This is a genomic window from Streptomyces sp. SAI-135 (genome assembly GCF_029893805.1).
Classification (GTDB): Bacteria; Actinomycetota; Actinomycetes; order Streptomycetales; family Streptomycetaceae; genus Streptomyces.
Genome location: NZ_JARXYP010000002.1, coordinates 2571745 through 2594308 on the forward strand (window position 1 = coordinate 2571745; position 22564 = coordinate 2594308).

20 protein-coding genes are annotated in these 22564 nt (G+C 71.5%); 11 read left to right on the forward strand and 9 right to left on the reverse strand.

Annotated elements, in window-relative coordinates; genetic code table 11:
• The first annotated feature begins 32 nt into the window (after window positions 1-32).
• Window positions 33-914, forward strand: coding sequence for a hypothetical protein (locus M2163_RS16125; RefSeq protein ID WP_280852087.1), 882 nt, complete (start codon window positions 33-35; stop codon window positions 912-914).
• Window positions 915-1030: 116 nt separating this feature from the next.
• Here the strand turns inward: M2163_RS16125 and M2163_RS16130 are convergent, their stop codons facing one another.
• Together M2163_RS16130 and M2163_RS16135 are read right to left on the reverse strand one after the other, a co-directional pair.
• The gene (locus tag M2163_RS16130) at window positions 1031-1942 is read right to left on the reverse strand and encodes an SDR family oxidoreductase (RefSeq protein WP_280852086.1); all 912 of its coding nucleotides are present in this window, start codon (window positions 1940-1942) and stop codon (window positions 1031-1033) included.
• 1 nt (window position 1943) lies between these two features.
• Complete coding sequence (locus M2163_RS16135) at window positions 1944-2684, reverse strand: SDR family oxidoreductase (protein WP_280894287.1); 741 nt, start codon at window positions 2682-2684, stop codon at window positions 1944-1946.
• A 54-nt stretch (window positions 2685-2738) separates the two neighbouring features.
• Here M2163_RS16135 and M2163_RS16140 point away from each other — a divergent pair, with 54 nt between their 5' ends.
• From M2163_RS16140 to M2163_RS16155, 4 genes are read left to right on the forward strand one after another with little or no spacing between them, the layout of a single operon-like run.
• Window positions 2739-3482 (forward strand): enoyl-CoA hydratase family protein, encoded by a 744-nt coding sequence (locus M2163_RS16140; protein ID WP_280894288.1) that lies wholly within the window; start codon window positions 2739-2741, stop codon window positions 3480-3482.
• Window positions 3479-4300, forward strand: coding sequence for a CoA-transferase (locus tag M2163_RS16145; RefSeq protein WP_280894289.1), 822 nt, complete (start codon window positions 3479-3481; stop codon window positions 4298-4300). Before M2163_RS16140 ends, M2163_RS16145 begins: the two co-directional genes overlap by 4 nt.
• Window positions 4281-4997 carry a CoA-transferase gene (locus M2163_RS16150; protein WP_280852083.1) on the forward strand — a complete coding sequence of 239 codons (717 nt, stop codon included), beginning with the start codon at window positions 4281-4283 and terminating at the stop codon, window positions 4995-4997. Before M2163_RS16145 ends, M2163_RS16150 begins: the two co-directional genes overlap by 20 nt.
• A complete protein-coding gene (locus M2163_RS16155; protein WP_280852082.1) occupies window positions 4997-6046 on the forward strand; it encodes a nitronate monooxygenase in 1050 nt (349 codons plus the stop codon). Before M2163_RS16150 ends, M2163_RS16155 begins: the two co-directional genes overlap by 1 nt.
• Window positions 6047-6342: 296 nt before the next feature.
• On the opposite strand, the gene M2163_RS16160 is transcribed toward M2163_RS16155, so the two are convergent.
• From M2163_RS16160 to M2163_RS16170, 3 genes are read right to left on the reverse strand one after another with little or no spacing between them, the layout of a single operon-like run.
• Window positions 6343-7500 carry an acetyl-CoA C-acetyltransferase gene (locus tag M2163_RS16160; protein ID WP_280894290.1) on the reverse strand — a complete coding sequence of 386 codons (1158 nt, stop codon included), beginning with the start codon at window positions 7498-7500 and terminating at the stop codon, window positions 6343-6345.
• Between the two features lie 17 nt (window positions 7501-7517).
• Window positions 7518-8132, reverse strand: coding sequence for a TetR/AcrR family transcriptional regulator (locus tag M2163_RS16165; protein WP_280852080.1), 615 nt, complete (start codon window positions 8130-8132; stop codon window positions 7518-7520).
• 13 nt (window positions 8133-8145) lie between these two features.
• The gene (locus M2163_RS16170) at window positions 8146-8931 is read right to left on the reverse strand and encodes an SDR family oxidoreductase (protein WP_280894291.1); all 786 of its coding nucleotides are present in this window, start codon (window positions 8929-8931) and stop codon (window positions 8146-8148) included.
• Between the two features lie 48 nt (window positions 8932-8979).
• Between M2163_RS16170 and M2163_RS16175 the strand changes: the two genes are divergently transcribed.
• Both M2163_RS16175 and M2163_RS16180 read left to right on the forward strand, forming a co-directional pair.
• Complete coding sequence (locus M2163_RS16175; protein WP_280894292.1) at window positions 8980-10110, forward strand: acyl-CoA dehydrogenase family protein; 1131 nt, start codon at window positions 8980-8982, stop codon at window positions 10108-10110.
• Entirely contained in the window at window positions 10110-11066 is a 957-nt protein-coding gene (locus M2163_RS16180; protein ID WP_280894293.1) for an acyl-CoA dehydrogenase family protein, read from the forward strand. The genes M2163_RS16175 and M2163_RS16180 overlap by 1 nt, the downstream gene beginning before the upstream one ends.
• Here M2163_RS16180 and M2163_RS16185 read toward each other — a convergent pair.
• The gene (locus M2163_RS16185; RefSeq protein ID WP_280894294.1) at window positions 11044-12681 is read right to left on the reverse strand and encodes a cytochrome bc complex cytochrome b subunit; all 1638 of its coding nucleotides are present in this window, start codon (window positions 12679-12681) and stop codon (window positions 11044-11046) included. The two genes, M2163_RS16180 and M2163_RS16185, sit on opposite strands and share 23 nt — an antisense overlap.
• Window positions 12682-12858: 177 nt before the next feature.
• Between M2163_RS16185 and M2163_RS16190 the strand changes: the two genes are divergently transcribed.
• The 4 genes from M2163_RS16190 (at window position 12859) to M2163_RS16205 (ending at window position 15265) form a co-directional block, all read left to right on the forward strand.
• Window positions 12859-13776, forward strand: a complete 918-nt coding sequence (locus tag M2163_RS16190; RefSeq protein ID WP_280894295.1) for a rhomboid family intramembrane serine protease — start codon at window positions 12859-12861, stop codon at window positions 13774-13776.
• A complete protein-coding gene (locus M2163_RS16195) occupies window positions 13773-14714 on the forward strand; it encodes a chitosanase (protein WP_280894296.1) in 942 nt (313 codons plus the stop codon). Before M2163_RS16190 ends, M2163_RS16195 begins: the two co-directional genes overlap by 4 nt.
• 96 nt (window positions 14715-14810) lie before the next feature.
• Complete coding sequence (locus M2163_RS16200; RefSeq protein WP_280894297.1) at window positions 14811-15107, forward strand: hypothetical protein; 297 nt, start codon at window positions 14811-14813, stop codon at window positions 15105-15107.
• On the forward strand, window positions 15104-15265 hold the full coding sequence (locus M2163_RS16205) for a hypothetical protein (RefSeq protein WP_280894298.1): 162 nt from the start codon (window positions 15104-15106) through the stop codon (window positions 15263-15265). The genes M2163_RS16200 and M2163_RS16205 overlap by 4 nt, the downstream gene beginning before the upstream one ends.
• A 111-nt stretch (window positions 15266-15376) precedes the next feature.
• On the opposite strand, the gene M2163_RS16210 is transcribed toward M2163_RS16205, so the two are convergent.
• The 3 genes from M2163_RS16210 to M2163_RS16220 all read right to left on the reverse strand — a co-directional run bounded on the left by M2163_RS16210 (window position 15377) and on the right by M2163_RS16220 (window position 22551).
• Window positions 15377-16837: a glutamate synthase subunit beta gene (locus M2163_RS16210; protein WP_280852072.1), complete on the reverse strand. Its 1461-nt coding sequence runs from the start codon at window positions 16835-16837 to the stop codon at window positions 15377-15379.
• Window positions 16830-21437 (reverse strand): glutamate synthase large subunit, encoded by a 4608-nt coding sequence (gene gltB, locus M2163_RS16215; RefSeq protein WP_280894299.1) that lies wholly within the window; start codon window positions 21435-21437, stop codon window positions 16830-16832. The genes M2163_RS16210 and gltB overlap by 8 nt, the downstream gene beginning before the upstream one ends.
• Window positions 21438-21819: 382 nt before the next feature.
• Window positions 21820-22551 carry a VIT1/CCC1 transporter family protein gene (locus M2163_RS16220; RefSeq protein WP_280894300.1) on the reverse strand — a complete coding sequence of 244 codons (732 nt, stop codon included), beginning with the start codon at window positions 22549-22551 and terminating at the stop codon, window positions 21820-21822.
• Window positions 22552-22564: the final 13 nt, after the last annotated feature.

Consider the following 22564-nt stretch of genomic DNA (forward strand, 5'->3'; position numbering starts at 1 on the left):
AGTCGGGTTCAGGGCGTCTTGGGGGTACGGGCGTGACGAACGACGGACCGGTCCAGCACGGCTACCCGCACCTGGAGACGGTGCGGGCCTCGATCAACGCGCTCTACAAGCGGCTGTCCTACGACACCGTCCGAACGTTCGCGACGAGCGTGGCCCCGGTGGACGTGGCGTTCTGCGACACCGACGACCTGTATCTCGGCGCGCAGCGGGTGGCCCGGGAGCTGGTGCGGCACTTCCGGCTCCCGGACGCCCGGCTGGTGGTCGGCTTCCGGGAGATGACCCACGCGGCGAACGTCGAACTCACCGCGGGCCCGGAGTACTTCGTCGAGCTCAACGACCGCTTCCGCACCCATCGGCGGGACATCGGGGCGGCGCTGGCCCACGAGATCATGCACGTGTATCTGCACCGGCTGGATCTCTCCTTCCCGGGGGTGCGCGAGAACGAGATCCTCACGGACACGGCGACGACGTACCTGGGCGCGGGGTGGCTGCTGCTGGACGCGTACCGGGAGGACGGGGCGTCGTCGCAGAAGCTGGGGTATCTCACGCCGGAGGAGTTCGGGTACGTGCTGGCGAAGCGGTCGCTGGTGTTCGGGGAGGACCCCTCGGTGTGGTTCACCAGTCCGCAGGCGTACACGGCGTACACCAAGGGCATGGTGCGGGCTCGGGAGGACGAGCAGCAGCCTCCGCTCACGGCTGCGGGCTGGGCGGGGCGGCGGCGGTACGCGCGGGACCGGCGGCACGCGCCCGGGCCGCAGCCGGGGGTTCCGTACACCTTCACGCCGGACGGGCCCGGGCGGCTGCGCGTCTCCTTCCCGTGTCCCACCTGCCACCAGCGGATCCGGGTGCCGGTGCGGGGGCGCGTGCGAGCGCGCTGCGCGGTGTGCCGGACGGTGCTGGAGTGTGACACCTAGCGTCGTGTGCCGTGTGCCGTGTGCCGTGTGCCGTGTGCCGTGTGCCGCGTCGTCGTGGCCGGTCGCGCACCCGCGGCGGAGCCGCAGAGCGATGCGGCCCCGCGCCTCTGAGGTGATCATGCCGGCGCTCCGTACACCGGGCTCGGAGCCGCTGCCTCGTCCAGCAGTTTCCGTGCCGTCTCTCCTGCCTCCGCCGGTGTCCGCCTCGCGGCCCTGTCGGCGCTCGGGCCCGGTCGCCAGCCCTCCATCACCGTGATCCGGCCGCCCTCCGCCTCGAAGACCCGGCCGGTCACCCCAGCGCTCGCCTCCGAGCCCAGCCAGACGACGAGCGGGGAGACGTTCTCCGGGGCCATCGCGTCGAATCCGCCGGACGGGACGGCCATCGTCTCGGCGAACGTGCGCTCCGTCATCCTCGTCCGTGCGGCGGGAGCGATCGCGTTGACCTGGACGCCGTAGCGGGCGAGTTCGGCCGCCGCCACCAGGGTGAGACCGACGATCCCGGCCTTGGCGGCGCTGTAGTTGCCCTGCCCGACCGAGCCCAGCAGCCCGGCCCCGCTGGAGGTGTTGACGATCCTGGCCACCGGCGTGCGGCCCGCCTTCGTCTCCGCCCGCCAGTGCGCGGCCGCGTGCTTGAGCGGGAGGAAGTGGCCCTTGAGGTGAACGCGCATCACCGCGTCCCAGTCCTCCTCGTCGAGGTTGACCAACATCCGGTCGCGCAGGAACCCGGCGTTGTTGACGAGCGTGTCGAGGCGGCCGTAGGTCTGCAGGGCCGTCCGGACGACGGAGGCGGCACCGTCGGGGGTCGCGATGTCACCGCCGTGGGCGACCGCCTCGCCGCCCGCCGCGCGGATCTCCTCGGCGACGAGGAAGGCGGGGCTGTCGGGGCCGGGGGTGCCGTCGAGACCGACGCCGAGGTCGTTGACGACGACCCGGGCGCCCTCGGCGGCGAAGGCCAGTGCGTGGGCGCGGCCGAGACCGCGGCCGGCTCCGGTGACGACGACGACCCTGCCGTCGCAGATTCCGGTCATCTCAGGTCTCCTTGTTGACGGTTGCGGCGTCGAGGAAGGCGGGCCGCTCGCCGCCGCCGTGCACCAGCAGCGAGGCCCCGCTGATGTAGGCGGCGGCGTCCGAGGCGAGGAAGACGGCTGCCGCGCCCACGTCGGAGGGCTCGGCGAGGCGGCCGAGCGGGACCGTGCGGGAGACGGCGGCGATGCCTTCCTCGTCGCCGTAGTGCAGGGGTGACCGCTCGGTGCGGACCATGCCGACGACCAGGGTGTTCACCCGGATCTCCGGCGCCCATTCGACGGCCATCGAGCGGGCGAGGTTCTCCAGGCCCGCCTTGGCCGCCCCGTACGCGGCCGTGCCGGGTGAGGGGCGGCCGCCGCTGACGCTGCCGATCATGACGATCGAGCCGCGGGTCCGTCTCAGGTGGTCGTGGGCGGCCAGGGACACCGTGAGCGGGGCGAGGAGGTTCAGCTCCAGGACGCGGGCGTGCCGTTCGGGGCTCGCGTCGGCGAGCAGCCGGTAGGGGGCCCCGCCGGCGTTGTTGACCAGGACGTCCAGGCGCGGCAGTGCGGCGAAGAAGTGCTCCACGGCGTCGGCGTCCCGGACGTCCAGCGACACGAACCGCGCCTTCGGCAGGGGGACTTCGGGCGGTCTGCGCGCACAGACGACGACCTCCGCCCCCGCCTGCGCGAAGCAGCGGGCGATCCCGGCGCCGACTCCGCGCGTCCCGCCGGTGACGACCACAACCCTCCCGTTCAGCTCCATTCACCGCTACCCTTCACCTAACAAACGTTTGGTGGAAAGGTAGCTGATGCGGCCATGGGTGTCTCCACCTCGTCCCCGGAAAAGGGGATCGTCCTGGTCCGGGTCGACTTCCCGCCGGTGAACGCCCTTCCGGGGGACGGCTGGTTCGCCCTGGCCGACGCCGTGCGCGCGGCGGGCCGTGATCCGCAGGTCAGGTGTGTGGTCCTGGCCGCCGAGGGGCGCGGTTTCAACGCGGGCGTGGACATCAAGGAGATCCAGCACCGCGGCCCGGCCGCCCTCGTCGGCGCCAACCGCGGCTGCTTCGAGGCGTTCTCGGCGGTGTACGACTGCGAGGTGCCCGTGGTGGCGGCCGTGCAGGGGTTCTGCCTGGGCGGGGGCGTCGGCCTGGTGGGCAACGCGGACGTGATCGTGGCGAGCGAGGACGCCGTCTTCGGCCTGCCCGAACTGGACCGCGGCGCCCTCGGCGCGGCCACCCACCTGGCCCGGCTGGTCCCCCAGCACCTCATGCGCGCCCTGTACTTCACCTCCCGCACGGTCACCGCCGCCGAACTGCACCGGCACGGAGCGGTGTGGAAGGTCGTCCCACGGGACGACCTCACCGCCACGGCCCTGGAGTCGGCCCGCGAGATCGCCGCGAAGGACGGCGAGCTGCTGCGTCTGGCCAAGGCCGCCATCAACGGCATCGACCCGGTCGACGTCCGCCGCAGCTACCGCTACGAGCAGGGCTTCACCTACGAGGCGAGCGTCAGCGGGGTCGCCGACCGGATCCGCGACAGGTTCGGCAGGGAGGCCGAGTGAGCGACAAGACCATGACGGCCGACGAGGTCGTCTCCCGGCTGCGCAGCGGCATGACCCTCGGCATCGGCGGCTGGGGCTCGCGCCGCAAGCCGATGGCGCTGGTGCGCGCACTGCTGCGCTCGGACGTCACCGACCTGACGGTCGTCTCGTACGGCGGCCCGGACGTCGGCATGCTCGCCGCCGCGGGGCGCATCCGCAAGCTCGTCGCCGCCTTCGTCACCCTCGACTCGATCCCGCTCGAACCCCATTACCGGGCGGCCCGCGAGGCCGGTGCGTTCGACTTGACGGAGATCGACGAGGCGATGTTCATGTGGGGCCTGCACGCGGCCGCCAACCGGCTGCCGTTCCTGCCGGTGCGGGCCGGCCTCGGCTCGGACGTCATGCGGGTCAATCCGGGCCTGCGGACGGTGACTTCGCCGTACGAGGACCGGGAGACGTTCGTGGCCGTGCCCGCGCTCACCCTGGACGCCGCCCTGGTGCACCTCAACCGCGCCGACCGGCTGGGCAACGGCCAGTGTCTCGGCCCGGACCCCTACTTCGACGACCTGTTCTGCGAGGCGGCCGAGGCCGCGTACCTCTCCTGCGAACGGATCGTGGACACCGCGGAGCTGACGAAGGAGGCGCCGCCGCAGTCGCTGCTCGTCAACCGGCACACGGTCACCGGTGTGGTCGAGGCGCCGGGCGGCGCGCACTTCACCTCCTGTGCCCCCGACTACGGCCGGGACGAGGCCGCGCAGCGGGAGTACGCGAGCACACCCTGGCCGGAGTTCGCCGCACGGTATCTCGGGGAGGGACCTCATGACCGCGACCCGGAGTGAGTACTGCGTGATCGCCTGCGCCGAGGCCTGGCGGGACGCGGGCGAGATCCTGGCGAGCCCGATGGGCCTGATCCCCTCGATCGGCGCCCGGCTCGCCCGGCTCACCTTCTCCCCCGACCTGCTGCTGACCGACGGCGAGGCCCTGCTGGTCCGCCCGGACGGCACGCCCGAGGGCTGGCTGCCGTACCGCCGGCACCTCGCCCTGGTCACCGGAGGGCGGCGGCACGTGATGATGGGCGCGAGCCAGATCGACCGCTACGGCAACCAGAACATCTCCTGCATCGGCGACTGGGCGAGGCCGCGGCGGCAGCTGCTCGGGGTGCGGGGCGCACCGGTCAACACCCTGAACAACCCGACCAGTTACTGGGTGCCGAGGCATTCGCGCCGGGTGTTCGTGGAGAAGGTCGACATGGTGTGCGGAGTCGGGTACGACCATGCCGCGGGGGCCCGCTTCCACCGGATACCGCGGGTCGTCTCCGACCTGGGAGTGTTCGACTTCGACACCCCGGACCGCTCGATGCGGCTGGCCTCGCTGCATCCCGGGGTCACCGTCGCTCAGGTCAGGGAGGCCACCGGTTTCGATCTGGCCGTACCGGAGGAGGTGCCGTACACACGCGAACCGACCGCCGGGGAACTGGAGTTGATCCGCGAGGTCCTCGACCCGGGCTGCGTGCGCGCACGGGAGGTGGGGTCCTGATGGACACCGCGTTCACCCGGCTGGTCGGGGTCCGTCATCCACTCGTGCAGACCGGGATGGGCTGGGTGGCCGGCCCCCGCCTGGTGTCCGCCGCGGCGGACGCGGGCGCGCTCGGCATCCTGGCCTCCGCGACCATGACGCTCGACCGGCTCCGGGACGCCGTGCGGGAGGTGAGGTCCCGTACCGACGCGCCCTTCGGGGTCAATCTGCGGGCCGACGCGGCGGACGCCGGGGACCGGGTGCGGGTGATCATCGACGAGGGAGTGCGGGTGGCGTCCTTCGCCCTGGCGCCCTCGGCCGAGCTGATCGGCGCGCTCAAGGAGGCGGGGGTGGTCGTCGTCCCGTCCGTGGGGGCCCGCCGGCATGCCGAGAAGGTCGCGGCGTGGGGCGCGGACGCGGTGATCGTGCAGGGCGGGGAGGGCGGCGGGCACACCGGGGAGGTGGCCACGACGGTTCTTCTGCCGCAGGTGGTGGACGCGGTGGACATCCCGGTCGTGGCGGCGGGCGGCTTCTTCGACGGGCGGGGGCTGGTCGCGGCGCTGGCGTACGGGGCGGCGGGGGTCGCCATGGGCACCCGGTTCCTGCTCACCTCGGACTCGACGGTGCCGGACGCGGTGAAGGAGCGCTATCTGGCGGCAACGGTCCGGGACGTGACGGTGACGACGGCGGTGGACGGCCTTCCCCACCGGATGCTCCGCACGGACCTGGTGGACTCGCTGGAACAGGCGGGCCGGACGCGCGCCCTGCTGCGGGCCGCCCGGCACGCCGCCGCCTTCCGCCGCCTCTCCGGCCTGACCTGGCGCCGGCTCCTCCACGACGGCCGCGCGCTGCGCCACGGCAAGGACCTCACCTGGAGCCAGGTCCTCCTCGCCGCCAACACCCCCATGCTCCTCAGGTCGGCGATGGTGGACGGCCGCACCGATCTGGGAGTCATGGCCTCCGGCCAGGTCGCCGGGGTGATCGACGACCTGCCGTCGTGCGCGGAACTGGTGGAGCGGATCATGAAGGAGGCCGAGGAGGTCCTTCAGCACCTCACAGCCGCTCGATGACCGTCACGTTCGCCTGCCCCCGCCCTCGCACCTCGGCACCACCCCCGACGGCCCCCTCGCACCGCTCGGCCCAGGGGGCCTCACGGCTTCGGGAGCCTGCGCCGGACTCCGTCCGCCGGAGCACGGTGTCCCGTCGGCGTCACAGCCGCTCGATGACCGTCACGTTCGCCTGACCCCCGCCCTCGCACCTCGGCACCATCCCCGACGGCCCCCTCGCACCGCTCGGCCCAGGGGGCCCCACGGCTTCGGGAGCCTGCGCCGGACTCCGTCCGCCGGACCGCGGTGTCCCGTCGGCCTCACAACCTCTCGATGACCGTCACGTTCGCCTGACCCCCGCCCTCGCACATCGTCTGGAGGCCGAACCGGCCGCTCGTGCGCTCCAGTTCGTGCAGGAGGGTCGTCATCAGTCTCACTCCCGTGGCCCCCAGCGGATGGCCCAGGGCGATCGCGCCGCCGTTGACGTTGACCTTCTCCGGGTCCGCTCCGGTTTCCTTCAGCCAGGCCAGCACCACCGGCGCGAAGGCCTCGTTGATCTCGACGAGGTCGATGTCGTCGATGGTGAGGCCGGTCTTCTTCAGGGCGTGCGCGGTGGCCGGGATGGGGGCGGTGAGCATGCGGATGGGGTCCTCGCCGCGCACCGAGAGGTGGTGCACGCGGGCGCGGGGCGTGAGCCCGTGTTCGCGCACCGCCCGCTCCGAGGCAAGGAGCATGGCCGCCGCCCCGTCGGAGACCTGCGAGGAACAGGCCGCGGTGATGGTGCCGCCCTCGATCACCGGCTTGAGCCCGGCCATCTTCTCCAGGGACGTGTCCCGGCGCGGGCCCTCGTCGACCGCGACCGGGCCGAGGGCCACCGTCTCCCGCTCGAAGCGCCCCTCGTCGATGGCCCGCAGCGCCCGCCGGTGGGACCGCAGCGCGTACTCCTCCTGGTCCTCACGGCTGATCCCCCACTTCCCGGCGATCATCTCGGCGCCCACGAACTGGTTCACCGCCCGGTCCCCGTACCGCGCCCGCCACCCCTCGCTGCCCGCGAAGGGCCCCTGGGTCAGCCCGAGCGGCTCGGCGGCCTGACGGGTCGCGAAGGCGATCGGGATCATCGACATGTTCTGCACCCCGCCGGCGACCACCAGGTCCTGCGTCCCGGACAGCACGCCCTGCGCGGCGAAGTGCACGGCCTGCTGCGAGGACCCGCACTGCCGGTCCACGGTCACCCCGGGCACCTCCTCGGGCAGCCCGGCCGCGAGCCACGCGGTCCGCGCGATGTCCCCCGCCTGCGGCCCGACCGCGTCCAGACACCCGAAGACGACGTCCTCGACGGCGGCGGGGTCGACACCGGCCCGCGTGACGACCGCCTTCAGCACATGCGCGCCGAGGTCGGCCGGGTGGACCCCGCTCAGTCCTCCCCCGCGCCGCCCGACGGGCGTACGGACCGCTTCGACGATGTAGGCCTCGGCCATGGCGACTCCCCAGTGGGTTATGTGCGTACGGCGATCCCGTCCAGCACCATCGACAGGTACTGCCGGGCGATCTCCTCCGGGCTGTGCTGTCCGCCGGGCCGGTACCAGGACGCGGCGACCCACACGGTGTCGCGCACGAAGCGGTAGGTCAGGCGGACGTCGAGGTCGGCCCGGAACACCTCGGCCGCGACCCCGCGCTCCAGCGTGGACAGCCAGGCCTTCTCGAACCTGCGCTGCGACTCGGCGAGGAACGCGAACCGCTCCTGCGCCACCAGCTGCTTGCTCTCCTTCTGGTAGATCGCGACGGCGGCGCGGTGCCGGTCGATCTCCCGGAACGACTCGGTGACCAGCGCCTCCAGCGTCTCGCGCGGCCCCTTCCCGGCGCCCAGGACGGCGTCGTAGCCGTCCCAGAGCTCGTCGAGGAAAGTCCGCAGGATCTCCTCCAGCATCGATTCCTTGGAGTCGAAGTGGTAGTAGAGGCTGCCCGCGAGCATGCCCGCGTGGTCCGCGATCTTGCGTACGGTCGTGGCGTTGTAGCCCTGTTCGGCGAAGACCTCGGCCGCGGTGTCGAGGAGTTCACGGCGGCGCGCGGGCGCGGCGGCACTCACCTGGGGCTTCTTCTTGGTCGGCACATCGTCCATTGTCCTAGGCGTGTTGGCTGCTGACGGAGACGACCTCGCCCGTCATGTACGAGGAGTAGCCGGACGCCAGGAACACGATGACGTTGGCCACCTCCCAGGGCTCGGCGTACCGTCCGAAGGCCTCGCGCGCGGTGAGCTCCTCCAGCAGTTCGGCCGAGGTGACCTTCACCAGGTGCGGGTGCATGGCGAGGCTGGGCGAGACGGCGTTGACGCGGACGCCGTACTCGGCCGCCTCCAGGGCCGCGCACCGGGTCAGTGCCATGACCCCGGCCTTGGCGGCGGCGTAGTGCGCCTGTCCGGCCTGGGCGCGCCAGCCGACCACGGAGGCGTTGTTGACGATCACGCCGCCGCCGGAGTCCCGCAGGTGCCGCAGGGCGGCCCGGGTGCAGCGGAAGGTGCCGTTCAGCGTGACGTCCAGGACGCGGGTCCACTGGTCGTCGGTCATGTCGACGAGCCGCGCGGTGCCGCCGAGGCCGGCGTTGTTGACGACGATGTCGAGCCGTCCGTGGTCCCGGACGGCCGTGTCGAAGAGCGCCCCCACCTGGGCCTCGTCGGTGACGTCGCACGTCATGGACATCACCGCGCCCGGGAACTCCCGGGCCAGGGCCGCCTCGTACTCCTTGAGCCGCCGCGCGTGCGCGTCGCTGATCAGGACCCGTGCGCCCTCCTCCAGGAAGCGGCGCGCGGTCGCCCCGCCGATGCCCGCGCCGGCGGCGGCGGTGATGACGGCGGTGCGTCCCTTCAGCAGCCCGTGCCCCGGCTCGTACACCGGACTCTCGACGCCTGTCATGGCGCCACGCTAACCTACCAAACACTTGTTAGGGAAGGACGGGTGTCCATGGATCTGGCGTTCACACGGGAGGAAGAGGCCCTCCGCACCGAGGCCCGCGCGTGGCTGCGCGCGCACGTGCCCGCCACCCCCCTGCCCTCGCTGGAGACCCGGGAGGGCTTCGCGGCCCACCGCGCATGGGAGGCCGAACTCGCCGCGGACCGCTGGTCGGTGGTCGACTGGCCGGCCCGGTACGGCGGCCGGGACGCCGGGCTGATCGGCCGGCTGGTCTTCGAGGAGGAGTACTACGCGGCGGGGGCGCCCGGACGCGTCAACCAGAACGGTCTCAGCCTCCTCGCCCCGACCCTCTTCGACCACGGCACGGCCGAGCAACGCGCGCGCGTGCTGCCGCCGATGGCCACCGGTGAGGTGGTCTGGGCGCAGGCATGGTCGGAGCCGGAGGCGGGCTCGGACCTGGCGTCCCTGCGCTCCAAGGGGGTGCGCACGGACGGGGGCTGGCTGCTCAGCGGGCAGAAGACCTGGTCCTCCCGGGCCGCCTTCGCGGACCGCGCCTTCGGGCTCTTCCGCACCGCCCCGGACACCCGGAGCCCCCACCAGGGCCTGACCTACCTGATGTTCGACCTGCGCGCCCCCGGTGTCACCGTCCGCCCGATCCACCGCCTCGACGGCAAGCCGGCCTTCGCCGAGATCTTCCTGGACGAGGTGTTCGTGCCGGACGAGGACGTCATCGGCGAGCCCGGCCAGGGCTGGCGGATCGCGATGTCCACGACGGGCAACGAACGGGGGCTGATGCTGCGCCCACCGGGCCGTTTCCTGGCGGCCGCCGACCGGCTGCACGCGCTCTGGACCTCCCTGGGCGCCCCGCCGGCCACCCGGACCCGGGTCGCGGACGCCCTGATCGGCGCCCGCGCCTACCAGCTGTTCACCTACGCGGCCGCCGCCCGTTCCCTCGACGGCGAGACGCTCGGCCCCGAGTCCAGCCTGAACAAGGTCTTCTGGTCGGAGTACGACCTCGCGCTCACCGAGACGGCCCTGGATCTGCTCGGCGCGCAGGAGGACCCGGACTGGACCGAGCGCTACGTCTTCGCCCTCGCCGGCCCGATCTACGCCGGCACCAACGAGATCCAGCGCGACATCATCGCCGAACGCCTGTTGGGCCTGCCGAAGGGACGCCGCTGATGCGCTTCCGCCTCGACCCCGAGCAGCGGGAGTTCACCGCCTCCCTGGACGCCATGCTGACGGCCGCGGACACCCCGTCCGTCGTACGGGACTGGAGCCGCGGCGACCACGACAGGGGCCGCGCGCTGTGGCGCCGGGTCGCCGAGGCGGGCGTCTTCGCACTGGCGGTTCCCGAGACCTACGACGGGCTGGGCCCCCGCCCCCTGGAACTCACCCTCGCCTTCGTGGAGTTGGGACGGCACGCGGTACCGGGCCCGCTGGTGGAGACCGTGACGGCGGCCGCGCTGCTCACCGAACCGGCAGCGGCGAAGCGACTGCTCCCGGCGCTGGCGTCGGGCCGGAGCATGGCCACCCTCGCCCGGGACGGCGGGTACGCCCTGGACGGCGATGCCGCGGACGTCCGCCTCTCACTGACCGCCGACGGCCTCTACCTCGCCCCCGGCCACGGCCCGGTGCGCCCTTCGCTCGACCCCGCCCGCCGCCTCACCCCGCTGACTACGGGCGGCGAACTGCTCGGCACGCACCCGCCCGTCGCCGCCGCCCTCACCCTCGCCCGCCTCACCACCGCCGCCCAGGCCCTCGGTGTCGGGCTCGCCCTCCTCGACAGGACCGTCTCCTACGTCAGGCAGCGCACCCAGTTCGGGGTCCCGGTGGGTTCGTTCCAGGCGGTCAAGCACCAACTGGCCGACGCAAGGATCGCGTTGGAGTTCGCCCGTCCCCTGCTCCTCGGCGCCGCCCTGACGACGACCGCGGAGGACGTCGCCGCCGCCAAGGTCACCGCGTGCGAGGCCGCGTACCGGACGGCCCGTACCGCGCTCCAGCTCCACGGCGCGATCGGGTACACGGCGGAGTACGACCTGTCCCTGTGGCTCACCAGGGCGCGCGCCCTGCGCACCGCCTGGGGCAGCCCCGACGAGTGCCGTGACACCGTCCTCAGTGGTGGTCGCCGCTGGTGATCTCGCGGTACTCCTCCACCGTCGGCTTCGCGATCCGCGTGTCGGGCCCGAACATCGCCCGCGCGAGCCCGGCCCGCACCCGCTGGGAGCGCCTGACCGGCCGCCGCACCCCGTTGGCGTCGACCAACGGCCCGATCTCGTACGGCGGTTCCTGCTCGTGCTGGGTCAGGGTGTGCAGCTGCGCCTGCGCGAGGGGCTCGTGGACCTCCACGTACTCCCCGTGCGGGAGCCGCCTGATGGTGCCGGTCTCCCGCCCGTGCAGCACCTTGTCCCGGTCCCGGCGCTGGAGCCCGAGGCAGACGCGCTTGGTGACCACGAAGGCGAGCACCGGCACCACGAACACGGAGACCCGCACGAACCAGGTGATCGCGTTGATCGACAGATGCAGATGCGTGGCCACGATGTCGTTGCCGCCGCCGATCAGCAGGACGACGTACAGGCTCAGCCAGGCGACGCCCAGCCCCGTGCGGACGGGCGCGTTGCGCGGCCGGTCCAGGATGTGGTGCTCGCGTCTGTCGCCGGTGACCCACGCCTCCAGGAAGGGGTAGAGCCCGATCGCGAGCAAAATCAGCGGGAACAGCGAGAAGGGGATGAAGACGCCCGGTTCCAGGGTGTGGCCCCAGAAGTTGATCTCCCATCCCGGCATGACCCGGATCAGCCCCTCGGAGAAGCCGAGGTACCAGTCGGGCTGGGCGCCGGTGGTCACCAGGTGGGGGCTGTACGGCCCGAACGCCCACACGGGGTTGATCTGGGCGAGTCCGCCCATGAGCGCAAGGACGCCGAAGGTCAGGAAGAAGAAGCCGCCCGCCTTCGCCATGTAGACCGGCAGGAACGGCATGCCGACCACGGACTTGTTGTCGCGGCCGGGCCCCGGGTACTGGGTGTGCTTGTGGTAGAAGACCAGGATCAGATGGGCCACCACCAGGCCGAGCATGATCCCGGGCAGCACCAGGACATGGATCGGGAAGAGCCTCGGGATGATGTCGTGGCCGGGGAACTCCCCTCCGAACAGGAAGAACGACAGATACGTCCCGACGATCGGGATCGACAGGATCGCCCCGTCGGCGAACCGGATGCCGGTGCCGGACAGCAGGTCGTCGGGGAGGGAGTAGCCGGTCAGGCCGGTGATGATGCCGAGGAACAGCAGGGTCCAGCCGAACACCCAGTTGAGTTCGCGCGGCTTGCGGAAGGCGCCGGTGAAGAACACCCGCATCATGTGCACGAGCATGCCGGTGACGAAGACCAGTGCGGCCCAGTGGTGGATCTGCCGGATCAGCAGTCCGCCGCGCACGTCGAAGCTGATGTCGAGCGTGGACTCGTAGGCCCGGGTCATCACCACGCCGTTGAGGGGCTCGTAGGAGCCGTGATAGACGACCTCCACCCCGCTGGGCTCGAAGAACAGCGTGAGGTAGACGCCCGTGAGGATCAGGACGATGAAGCTGTAGAGACAGACCTCGCCCAGCATGAACGACCAGTGGTCCGGAAAGACCTTGCGCATGTTGGCCTTGGCCAGCGCGTACAGGCCGAGGCGTCCGTCCGCCCAGTCGGCGAGCTTCTCGCCCTTGCCGGCCTCCGCACCCCGGGCCGTCCCGTCCACCGATCGCGCGCCGTCCATACGTCGTCGCCTCCCCGTCGGATCCCTGTCAGAGTGCCACGGCCGTACGGACGAGCCAACGGTGCGAACGGCCCACTCCGGCCCCGGCGCACCCTCCCCCGACCGATGTTCGCTATTTTGTTCGCCGCAGCCCCACCGGCTCGATCATCAGCCCCGTCACTCCGAGGAGAGCCGGCCGTGGAACCCGAATCCACCGTCACCACCTGCTATCGGCACACCCAGGTGGAGTCCCACGTCCGCTGCACCCGCTGCGAGCGGTACATCTGCCCGGACTGCATGCGGGAGGCTGCCGTCGGCCACCAGTGCCCCGAATGCGTGCGGGAGGGAGCCCGGTCGGTGCGGCAGGCCCGGACCGCGTTCGGCGGCCGGATCACGGCCGTCCCGCTGGTGACGTACGTCCTGATCGGCCTCAACGTGCTCGCCTACGTCGGCGAACTCGTGCGCCCCGCGATCGTGGACCGCTTCGAGATGCTCGGCGTCGGCCTGAGGGGCCCGGACGGCGGCCACTACGTCTGGCAGGCCGCCTACCCCGCCGGCTTCCACGCCGAGGGAGTAGCCGAGGGCGAGTGGTACCGGCTGCTGACCGGCGCCTTCCTCCATCTGCCGCCCACCGAGGGCACGTTCGGGATCCTGCACATCGTGATGAACATGGTGTCGCTGTGGAACATCGGCCGGGTGGTCGAGGCCCAGCTCGGGCGGGTCCGCTATGTCGCCCTCTACCTGCTGTCGGCGCTCGGCGGCTCCGTCCTCGTCCTGCTCGTCGCCCCCACCACCCCCACGCTCGGGGCGTCCGGCGCGATCTTCGGGCTCGGTGCCGCGTACTACGTGATGGCCCGGCGTCTCGGTGCCGACATGGCCCAGGTCAACCGCTTCATGGCGGGTCTGCTGCTGTGGCTGCTGATCTCCGCGGGCCTGACCTCCTGGCAGGGCCATCTCGGCGGCCTGCTGGCCGGCGGCGTCGTCACCCTCGCCTACGCCTACGCCCCCCGGGACCGCCGTCGCACCCTGGTCCAGGCGGGGGCGTGCGCCGTCCTGCTGGTGGTGCTCCTGGTGTCCGCCTGGGCCAAGGTCACCGAACTGACGGGAGCCCGGTGAAACGCGTCCGCCTGCTGCTCCTCGCGGCCGTCCCCGCACTCGTCACGGCGTCGGTCTACCTGTTCGCGCCCGAGGACTCCGGCGCGGGCGGGGCGGGTCCGGACCTGTCCGCCGCCTACCGTTCGCAGGCGGCCGAGGCCGCCGAGGACGCCCCCGGCGCCAAAGCCTGGGCCGAGCGGTCCGAGGGGGCGCGGAGCGCCGAGGACGACGCGCTGATCGCCGGGCTGCCGGCGGGCCTTGCCGCGCCGGCCACGAAGGAGCTCGCCCAGCAGCTGGTGGCCAGCGCGGAGAACTCCACGCTCGACTGGCGCAGCGCCTACGCCTACATCGAGGACATCGGCGACGGCCAGGGCTACACCGCCGGCATCATCGGCTTCTGCACCGGCACCAACGATCTGCTCACCCTCGTCGAGGACTACACGAGGGCCCACCCGGACAACGGCCTCGCGCCGTACCTGCCCGCCCTGCGCGCGGTCGACGGCACGGACTCCCACGAGGGCCTGGACCCGGGCTTCACCGCCGCCTGGCGGGCCGAGGCCGAGGTCCCGGCCTTCCGGAAGGCGCAGGACACGGCGCGCGACCGCGTCTACTTCGACCCCGCGGTCAGCCTCGCCAAGCTCGACGGACTCGGCCCCCTCGGCCAGTTCGTCTACTACGACGCCATGGTCTTCCACGGCCCCGGCACCGACGCCACCGGCTTCTACGGCATCCGCGAGCGCGCCCTGCGCCAGGCCGACAGCCCGACCGGGGGCGGCTCGGAGAAGTCCTACCTGGACGCTTTCCTCGACCTCCGCGAGGACGCCATGCGCACCCGCGACCCGGACATCGACACCACCCGCGTCGACACCGCGCAGCGGCGGTTCCTCGACGAGGGGAACCTGAGCCTGCGGACGCCGCTGGAGTGGCAGGTGTACGGGGAGACCTACCGGGTGCCCTGAGCGGCGCCCCACTTCTCCCGCAGCACCGGGGTCGTACCGTCACGCGGCTGACGCTGGCCCTCACGCCGGCCGCGCTCCTCGCTCTCGCTGTCCCCCATGGCCGCCGAGGACCCGGGCACCACCCACGCGGGGCTGGTGGTGAGCACCGCGTCCTACACGGACGTGCGGTACGAGACGCGGATGCGGACCCTGAGGCAGCTGCGCTCCCCGAAGCAGAACCCGTGGGAGGTGCCGTGGCTGGTGTGGGCGTACACCGATCCGGAGCACTTCTACTACGTCACGCTCAAGCCGAACGGCTGGGAGCTCGGCAAACGGGACCCCGCCCTCCGGGCGGCCAGCGCTTCCTGGCGACGGGCCGGACACCGTATCCCGTCGGCCGGTGGTACGACGTGACGGTCACCCAGCGGGGAGCGGTGCTGTCCGTCGCGGTGGGCGGGAAGCCGCTGGTGAGGTTCGCCGACGCCGAACTGCCGTACCTGCGGGGGCGGGTGGGCGCGTACAGCGAGGACGCGACGGTGGAGTTCGAGGGGCTGGAGGCCGCCTCGGGCTGAGGCTCTTTGCCGCAAAGGCGACGGTGCCCGCTCCCAGTCCGGTCGGGGACTTCGGGGGCGGACACCGTCAGCGTTCCGTACGCCTTTGTACGGGACGTTTTTGAGGGGCCGTCAGACCATCAGGGAGCGGTCCGTCGGACGGATCGGCGCGGGCAGTTCGCTCGCGCCGGTCAGGAAGCGGTCGCAGCCGCGGGCGGCCGAGCGGCCCTCCGCGATCGCCCACACGATGAGCGACTGGCCGCGGCCGGCGTCACCGGCGACGAAGACGCCCGGCACGTTGGTCTGGAAGTCGGCGTCACGGGCGATGTTGCCGCGCTCGTCGAGCTCCAGGCCGAACTGCTCGACCAGGCCGTTCTCCCGGTCGGTGCCGGTGAAGCCCATCGCGAGGGTGACCAGCTGGGCGGGGATCTTGCGCTCCGTGCCCGGCTTCGGGGTCAGCTTGCCGTCGATGAACTCGACCTCGCTGAGGTGCAGCCACTGGACGTTGCCGTCCTCGTCGCCCTCGAAGTGGGTGGTGGAGACGGAGTAGACCCGCTCGCCGCCCTCCTCGTGCGCGGAGGTGACCTTGTACAGCATCGGGAAGGTCGGCCACGGCTGGTGCGGGGCACGCTCCTCGCCCGGGCGGGGCATGATCTCCAGCTGCGTCACCGAGGCCGCGCCCTGGCGGTGCGCGGTGCCCACGCAGTCGGCGCCGGTGTCGCCGCCGCCGATGACCACGACGTGCTTGCCCTCGGCGGAGATCGGGGAGGAGACGTAGTCGCCCTCCTGGACCTTGTTCGCCAGCGGCAGGTACTCCATGGCCTGGTGGATGCCCTTGAGCTCGCGGCCGGGGACCGGAAGGTCACGCGCGGTGGTGGCGCCGGCGGCGATCACGACGGCGTCGTACCGCTTCTTCAGGTCGGTCGCCTTGAGGTCGCGGCCGATCTCGATGCCGGTACGGAAGCGGGTGCCCTCCGCGCGCATCTGCTCGATACGGCGGTTGATGTGCCGCTTCTCCATCTTGAACTCGGGGATGCCGTACCGGAGGAGGCCTCCGACGCGGTCCGCGCGCTCGTAGACGGCGACGGTGTGACCGGCCCGGGTCAGCTGCTGCGCGGCGGCGAGACCGGCGGGTCCTGACCCGATGACCGCGACGGTCTTGCCGGACAGGCGCTCGGGGATCTGCGGCGCCACGTCACCGGTGTCCCACGCCTTGTCGATGATCGAGACCTCGACGTTCTTGATGGTGACCGGCGGCTGGTTGATGCCGAGCACACACGCCGACTCGCAGGGAGCCGGGCACAGCCGCCCCGTGAACTCGGGGAAGTTGTTCGTCGCGTGCAGGCGCTCCGAGGCCGCCGCCCAGTCCTCGCGGTAGGCGTAGTCGTTCCACTCGGGGATGAGGTTCCCGAGCGGACAGCCGTTGTGGCAGAACGGGATGCCGCAGTCCATGCAGCGGGACGCCTGCTTCGAGATGATCGGAAGCAGCGAGCCCGGGACGTAGACCTCGTTCCAGTCCTTCAGACGGACGTCGACGGGGCGGGACTTGGCGACCTCGCGGCCGTGGTTCAGGAAGCCCTTCGGGTCAGCCATTGATCGCCGCCTCCATCATCTTCTCGGTGATCTCGGACTCGGAGAGTCCCGCCTGCTCGGCGGCGTCCTTGGCGGCGAGCACTGCCTTGTACGTGCTGGGGATGATCTTGCTGAAGCGCTCGACCGCGGTGTCCCACTCGGCGAGCAGCTTCTCGGCGACCGTGGAGCCGGTCTCCTCCTGGTGGCGGCGCACCACGTCGTGCAGCCACTGCTTGTCGGCGTCGTCGAGCGCCTCGACGGCGTTCACGTTGCCGATGTTGACGTTGTCGCGGTCCAGGTCGATCACGTACGCGATACCGCCGGACATGCCGGCCGCGAAGTTGCGGCCCGTCTCGCCGAGGACCACCGCGTGACCGCCGGTCATGTACTCGCAGCCGTGGTCGCCCACGCCCTCCGAGACCACCAGCGCACCGGAGTTGCGGACGCAGAAGCGCTCACCGGTACGACCGCGCAGGAACAGCTCGCCGCCGGTGGCGCCGTAGGCGATGGTGTTGCCCGCGATCGTCGAGAACTCGGCGAGGTGGTCGGCGCCCCGGTCGGGACGGACGATCACGCGGCCGCCGGAGAGGCCCTTGCCGACGTAGTCGTTGGCGTCGCCCTCCAGGCGCAGCGTGACACCGCGCGGCAGGAAGGCGCCGAAGGACTGGCCGGCCGAGCCCGTGAAGGTGATGTCGATGGTGTCGTCGGGCAGGCCCGCGCCACCGAACTTCTTCGTCACCTCGTGGCCGAGCATGGTGCCGACCGTGCGGTTGATGTTGCGGATCGCGACCTGGGCGCGCACCGGCTGGGCGTCGGTCGCCGAGTCAGCGGCCAGCGCGTCGGCGGCGAGCTTGATGAGCTCGTTGTCGAGCGCCTTCTCCAGGCCGTGGTCCTGCTCGATGACCTGGTGCAGCGCGGCGCCCTCGGGCAGCTCGGGCACGTAGAAGAGCGGGGCCAGGTCCAGGCCCTGCGCCTTCCAGTGGTTGACCGCGCGGGTCACGTCGAGGGCCTCGGCGTGGCCGACGGCCTCCTCGATGGAGCGGAAGCCCAGCTCGGCGAGGATCTCGCGGACCTCTTCGGCGATGAACTTGAAGAAGTTCACGACGTACTCGGCCTTGCCGGTGAACCGGTCGCGCAGCACCGGGTTCTGGGTGGCGATGCCGACCGGGCAGGTGTCCAGATGGCAGACGCGCATCATGACGCAGCCGGAGACGACGAGCGGCGCGGTCGCGAAACCGAACTCCTCGGCGCCGAGCAGCGCGGCGATGACGACGTCACGGCCGGTCTTGAGCTGGCCGTCGGTCTGGACGACGATCCGGTCGCGCAGTCCGTTGAGCAGCAGGGTCTGCTGGGTCTCGGCGAGACCGAGCTCCCAGGGACCGCCGGCGTGCTTGAGAGAAGTGAGGGGCGAAGCACCCGTACCACCGTCGTGACCCGAGATGAGCACGACGTCCGCGTGCGCCTTCGACACACCCGCCGCGACCGTGCCGACGCCGACCTCGGAGACCAGCTTCACGTGGATCCGCGCCTGCGGGTTCGCGTTCTTCAGGTCGTGGATCAGCTGGGCCAGGTCCTCGATCGAGTAGATGTCGTGGTGCGGCGGCGGGGAGATCAGACCCACACCCGGGGTCGAGTGCCGGGTCTTGGCGACCCACGGGTAGACCTTGTGGCCGGGCAGCTGGCCACCCTCGCCGGGCTTGGCGCCCTGGGCCATCTTGATCTGGATGTCGTCCGCGTTGACCAGGTACTCGGAGGTCACACCGAAGCGGCCGGAGGCGACCTGCTTGATGGAGGACCGGCGGGCCGGGTCGTACAGCCGGTCCGCGTCCTCGCCGCCCTCACCGGTGTTGGACTTGCCGCCCAGCTGGTTCATGGCGATGGCGAGGGTCTCGTGCGCCTCCTTGGAGATGGAGCCGTACGACATGGCGCCGGTGGAGAAGCGCTTGACGATCTCGGAGACGGGCTCGACCTCGTCGACGGAGATCGGCTGACGGTCCGACTTGAAGCCGAACAGGCCGCGCAGCGTCATCAGGCGCTCGGACTGCTCGTTCACGCGGTCCGTGTACTTCTTGAAGATGTCGTAGCGGCCCGCGCGCGTCGAGTGCTGGAGGCGGAAGACCGTCTCCGGGTCGAACAGGTGCGGCTCACCCTCGCGGCGCCACTGGTACTCGCCGCCTATCTCCAGCGCGCGGTGCGCCGGCGCGATGCCGGAGGCCGGGTAGGCCTTGGCGTGCCGGGCGGCGACCTCCTTGGCGATGACGTCGATGCCGACGCCGCCGATCTTGGAGGCGGTACCGCTGAAGTACTTCTGGACGAAGCCCTCTTCGAGACCGACGGCCTCGAAGACCTGGGCGCCGCGGTAGGAGGCGACGGTCGAGATGCCCATCTTCGACATGACCTTCAGTACGCCCTTGCCCAGGGCGTAGATCAGGTTGCGGATGGCCTGCTCGGGCTCCAGGCCGTTCAGGAAGGTGCCCGCGCGCAGGAGGTCCTCGACGGACTCCATGGCGAGGTAGGGGTTCACGGCCGCGGCGCCGAAGCCGATCAGCAGGGCGACGTGGTGGACCTCGCGGACGTCACCGGCCTCGACCAGCAGGCCCACCTGGGTGCGCTGCTTGGTGCGGATGAGGTGGTGGTGGACGGCCGCGGTGAGCAGCAGCGACGGGATCGGCGCGTGCTCGGCGTCGGAGTGCCGGTCCGACAGGACGATGAGGCGGGCGCCGTTCTCGATGGCCGCGTCGGCCTCGGCGCAGATCTCCTCGATGCGGGCGGCGAGGGCGTCGCCGCCGCCGGAGACCCGGTACAGACCGGAGAGGGTCGCGGCCTTGAAGCCGGGCATGTCGCCGTCGGCGTTGATGTGGATGAGCTTGGCCAGCTCGTCGTTGTCGATCACCGGGAAGGGCAGCACGACGGAACGGCAGGAGGCGGCGCTCGGGTCGAGCAGGTTGCCCTGCGGGCCCAGCGAGGAGCGCAGGCTGGTCACCAGCTCTTCGCGGATCGCGTCCAGCGGCGGGTTGGTGACCTGCGCGAACAGCTGGGTGAAGTAGTCGAAGAGCAGCCGCGGGCGCTCGCTCAGCGCGGCGATCGGCGAGTCGGTGCCCATCGAACCGATCGGCTCGGCACCGGCCTTGGCCATCGGCGCGAGCAGGACGCGCAGCTCTTCCTCGGTGTAGCCGAAGGTCTGCTGGCGGCGGGTGACCGAGGCGTGGGTGTGCACGATGTGCTCGCGCTCGGGCAGGTCGCCGAGCTCGATCTCGCCGGCCTCCAGCCACTCCGCGTACGGCTGCTCGGCGGCGAGGCCGGCCTTGATCTCGTCGTCCTCGATGATGCGGTGCTCGACGGTGTCCACGAGGAACATCCGGCCGGGCTGGAGGCGGCCCTTGCGGACCACCTTGGCGGGGTCGATGTCGAGGACGCCGACCTCGGAGCCGAGGACGACGAGGCCGTCGTCGGTGACCCAGTAGCGGCCGGGGCGAAGGCCGTTGCGGTCGAGGACCGCGCCGACCTGCTTGCCGTCGGTGAAGGTGACACAGGCCGGACCGTCCCAGGGCTCCATCAGGTTGGAGTGGAACTGGTAGAAGGCGCGGCGCGCCGGCTCCATGGAGTCGTGGTTCTCCCACGCCTCCGGGATCATCATCAGCACGGAGTGCGGCAGCGAACGGCCGCCCAGGTGCAGGAGTTCGAGGACCTCGTCGAAGGACGCCGAGTCGGAGGCGTCCGGCGTACAGATCGGGAAGACGCGCTCGATGGCCATGGCGTCGTTGCCGAACAGGTCGGAGACCAGCTGCGACTCGCGGGCCGCCATCCAGTTGCGGTTGCCCTTGACGGTGTTGATCTCGCCGTTGTGCGCGACGAAGCGGTACGGGTGCGCGAGCGGCCACGACGGGAAGGTGTTCGTGGAGAACCGGGAGTGCACGAGCGCGATCGCGGAGGCGAAGCGGCGGTCGGACAGGTCCGGGAAGAAGGGCTCCAGCTGACCGGTGGTCAGCATGCCCTTGTAGACGATGGTCCGCGCGGACAGCGAGGGGAAGTAGACGTCGACCTCGCGCTCGGCGCGCTTGCGCAGCACGAAGGCCTTGCGGTCGAGGTCGATGTCCGTGGCGGGCGCGGCGGAACCGTCACTGACGAAGACCTGGCGGAAGACCGGCATCGTGGAGCGGGCGGTCGCCCCGAGCAGCTCGGGAGCGACCGGAACCTCACGCCATCCGAGGACCGTGAGGCCCTCTTCCCCGGCGATCGTCTCGATCTTCGAGACGGCGTCCTCGATGCCGTCCTCCGGCAGGAAGGCGATACCGACGGCGTACGCACCGGCCGCGGGCAGCTCGAAGCCGGCGACCTCGCGGAAGAAGGCGTCCGGAACCTGGGACAGGATGCCCGCGCCGTCACCCGAGTCGGGCTCGGAGCCGGTGGCACCGCGGTGCTCCAGGTTGCGCAGAACCGTGAGCGCCTGCTCGACCAGCGCATGGCTCGCCTCGCCGGTGAGGGTGGCCACGAAACCGACGCCGCAGGCGTCCTTTTCGTTGCGGGGGTCGTACATACCCTGCGCAGCAGGGCGAGCATCCATGAACGACCACTTCTGGCCATTCGTGGAGTGCTGGGACGGCTGGCGCGGCGTACGCATCGGCTCTCCCGTCGTCGTCAATTGGCATGTTCAGATTGCCGAGGGACGACGTTGGCCCTCTGCGTGATGAGTGCAAAATTTCGTGCAGGTTACATGATGGAGCGGATCTCGGGAACCGGATACTCCGTTCCAACATGCGGACGCCACGCGGTGCGAGGGGGGTGCCGCACACGTGGCTTGAAGTATGTGGGGGCCGCGCCGGACTGATCGGTCAGATCTTGTCCGTCGACCCAGGAGGGCGGTGAAGGCGTCGTCGCCGACCCCGCGAGTGCGCCGCAAGCGTCATTGCCCACAGTGCTTACGGCTCATGCCCAGTGGTCATGCAGTCGAAACCAGCGAGTAACGGCTACTTATGCGGCCCAACGCATAAGTAGCAGTCGCACTATCCTACGGCCGTTCCGAACAAACTGCCCAGGGCGTACGTCACACCGGCCGCCGCACCCCCCAGAGCGAGCTGCCGGAGTCCGCTGTACCACCAGGTCCGCGCGGTCACCCTGGCCACGACGGCACCGCACGCGAACAGCCCGAGGAGGGCGAGCAGCACGGCCGGCCACAGCGCGGTCGCACCGAGCAGATAAGGCAGTACGGGGAGCAGGGCGCCCAGGGCGAAGGAACCGAAGCTGGACACGGCGGCGACCAGCGGCGAGGGCAGATCGCCGGGGTCGATCCCGAGCTCCTCGCGGGCGTGGATCTCAAGGGCCTGCTCGGGGTCCTTCGACAGCTGCCGCGCGACCTCCCTGGCCAGCTCGGGTTCGACACCCCGCCCCTCGTACAGGGCGGCCAGCTCGGCCTCCTCGTCCTGCGGATGCTTGCGCAGCTCACGCCGCTCCACGTCCAGCTCGGCCTCGACCAGCTCGCGCTGGGAGGCGACGGAGGTGTACTCACCGGCGGCCATGGAGAAGGCGCCGGCGGCGAGCCCGGCGAGTCCGGTCAGCACGATGGTGTTCTGGCCGACGGCCCCACCGGCGACACCGGTCATCAGGGCGAGGTTGGAGACCAGCCCGTCCATGGCACCGAAGACGGCGGGCCTGAGCCAGCCGCCGTTCACGTCCCGGTGCGTGTGGTTGTCCCGGTGCGCCTCGTGCAGGGGCGCTTCGATGTCGATGATGGCCACTCAGGTCCCCCAG

Excerpts from the sequence above, each read along its gene's own strand:
- M2163_RS16130 (WP_280852086.1), bottom strand. The coding sequence starts at position 1,942 with ATGACCGGAATCTGCGACGGCAGGGTCGTCGTCGTCACCGGAGCCGGC.
- M2163_RS16135 (WP_280894287.1), bottom strand. The coding sequence starts at position 2,684 with ATGGAGCTGAACGGGAGGGTTGTGGTCGTCACCGGCGGGACGCGCGGA.
- M2163_RS16140 (WP_280894288.1), top strand. The coding sequence starts at position 2,739 with ATGGGTGTCTCCACCTCGTCCCCGGAAAAGGGGATCGTCCTGGTCCGG.
- M2163_RS16150 (WP_280852083.1), top strand. The coding sequence starts at position 4,281 with ATGACCGCGACCCGGAGTGAGTACTGCGTGATCGCCTGCGCCGAGGCC.
- M2163_RS16155 (WP_280852082.1), top strand. The coding sequence starts at position 4,997 with ATGGACACCGCGTTCACCCGGCTGGTCGGGGTCCGTCATCCACTCGTG.
- M2163_RS16160 (WP_280894290.1), bottom strand. The coding sequence starts at position 7,500 with ATGGCCGAGGCCTACATCGTCGAAGCGGTCCGTACGCCCGTCGGGCGG.
- M2163_RS16170 (WP_280894291.1), bottom strand. The coding sequence starts at position 8,931 with ATGACAGGCGTCGAGAGTCCGGTGTACGAGCCGGGGCACGGGCTGCTG.
- M2163_RS16175 (WP_280894292.1), top strand. The coding sequence starts at position 8,980 with ATGGATCTGGCGTTCACACGGGAGGAAGAGGCCCTCCGCACCGAGGCC.
- M2163_RS16180 (WP_280894293.1), top strand. The coding sequence starts at position 10,110 with ATGCGCTTCCGCCTCGACCCCGAGCAGCGGGAGTTCACCGCCTCCCTG.
- M2163_RS16185 (WP_280894294.1), bottom strand. The coding sequence starts at position 12,681 with ATGGACGGCGCGCGATCGGTGGACGGGACGGCCCGGGGTGCGGAGGCC.
- M2163_RS16200 (WP_280894297.1), top strand. The coding sequence starts at position 14,811 with ATGGCCGCCGAGGACCCGGGCACCACCCACGCGGGGCTGGTGGTGAGC.
- M2163_RS16210 (WP_280852072.1), bottom strand. The coding sequence starts at position 16,837 with ATGGCTGACCCGAAGGGCTTCCTGAACCACGGCCGCGAGGTCGCCAAG.
- gltB (WP_280894299.1), bottom strand. The coding sequence starts at position 21,437 with ATGCGTACGCCGCGCCAGCCGTCCCAGCACTCCACGAATGGCCAGAAG.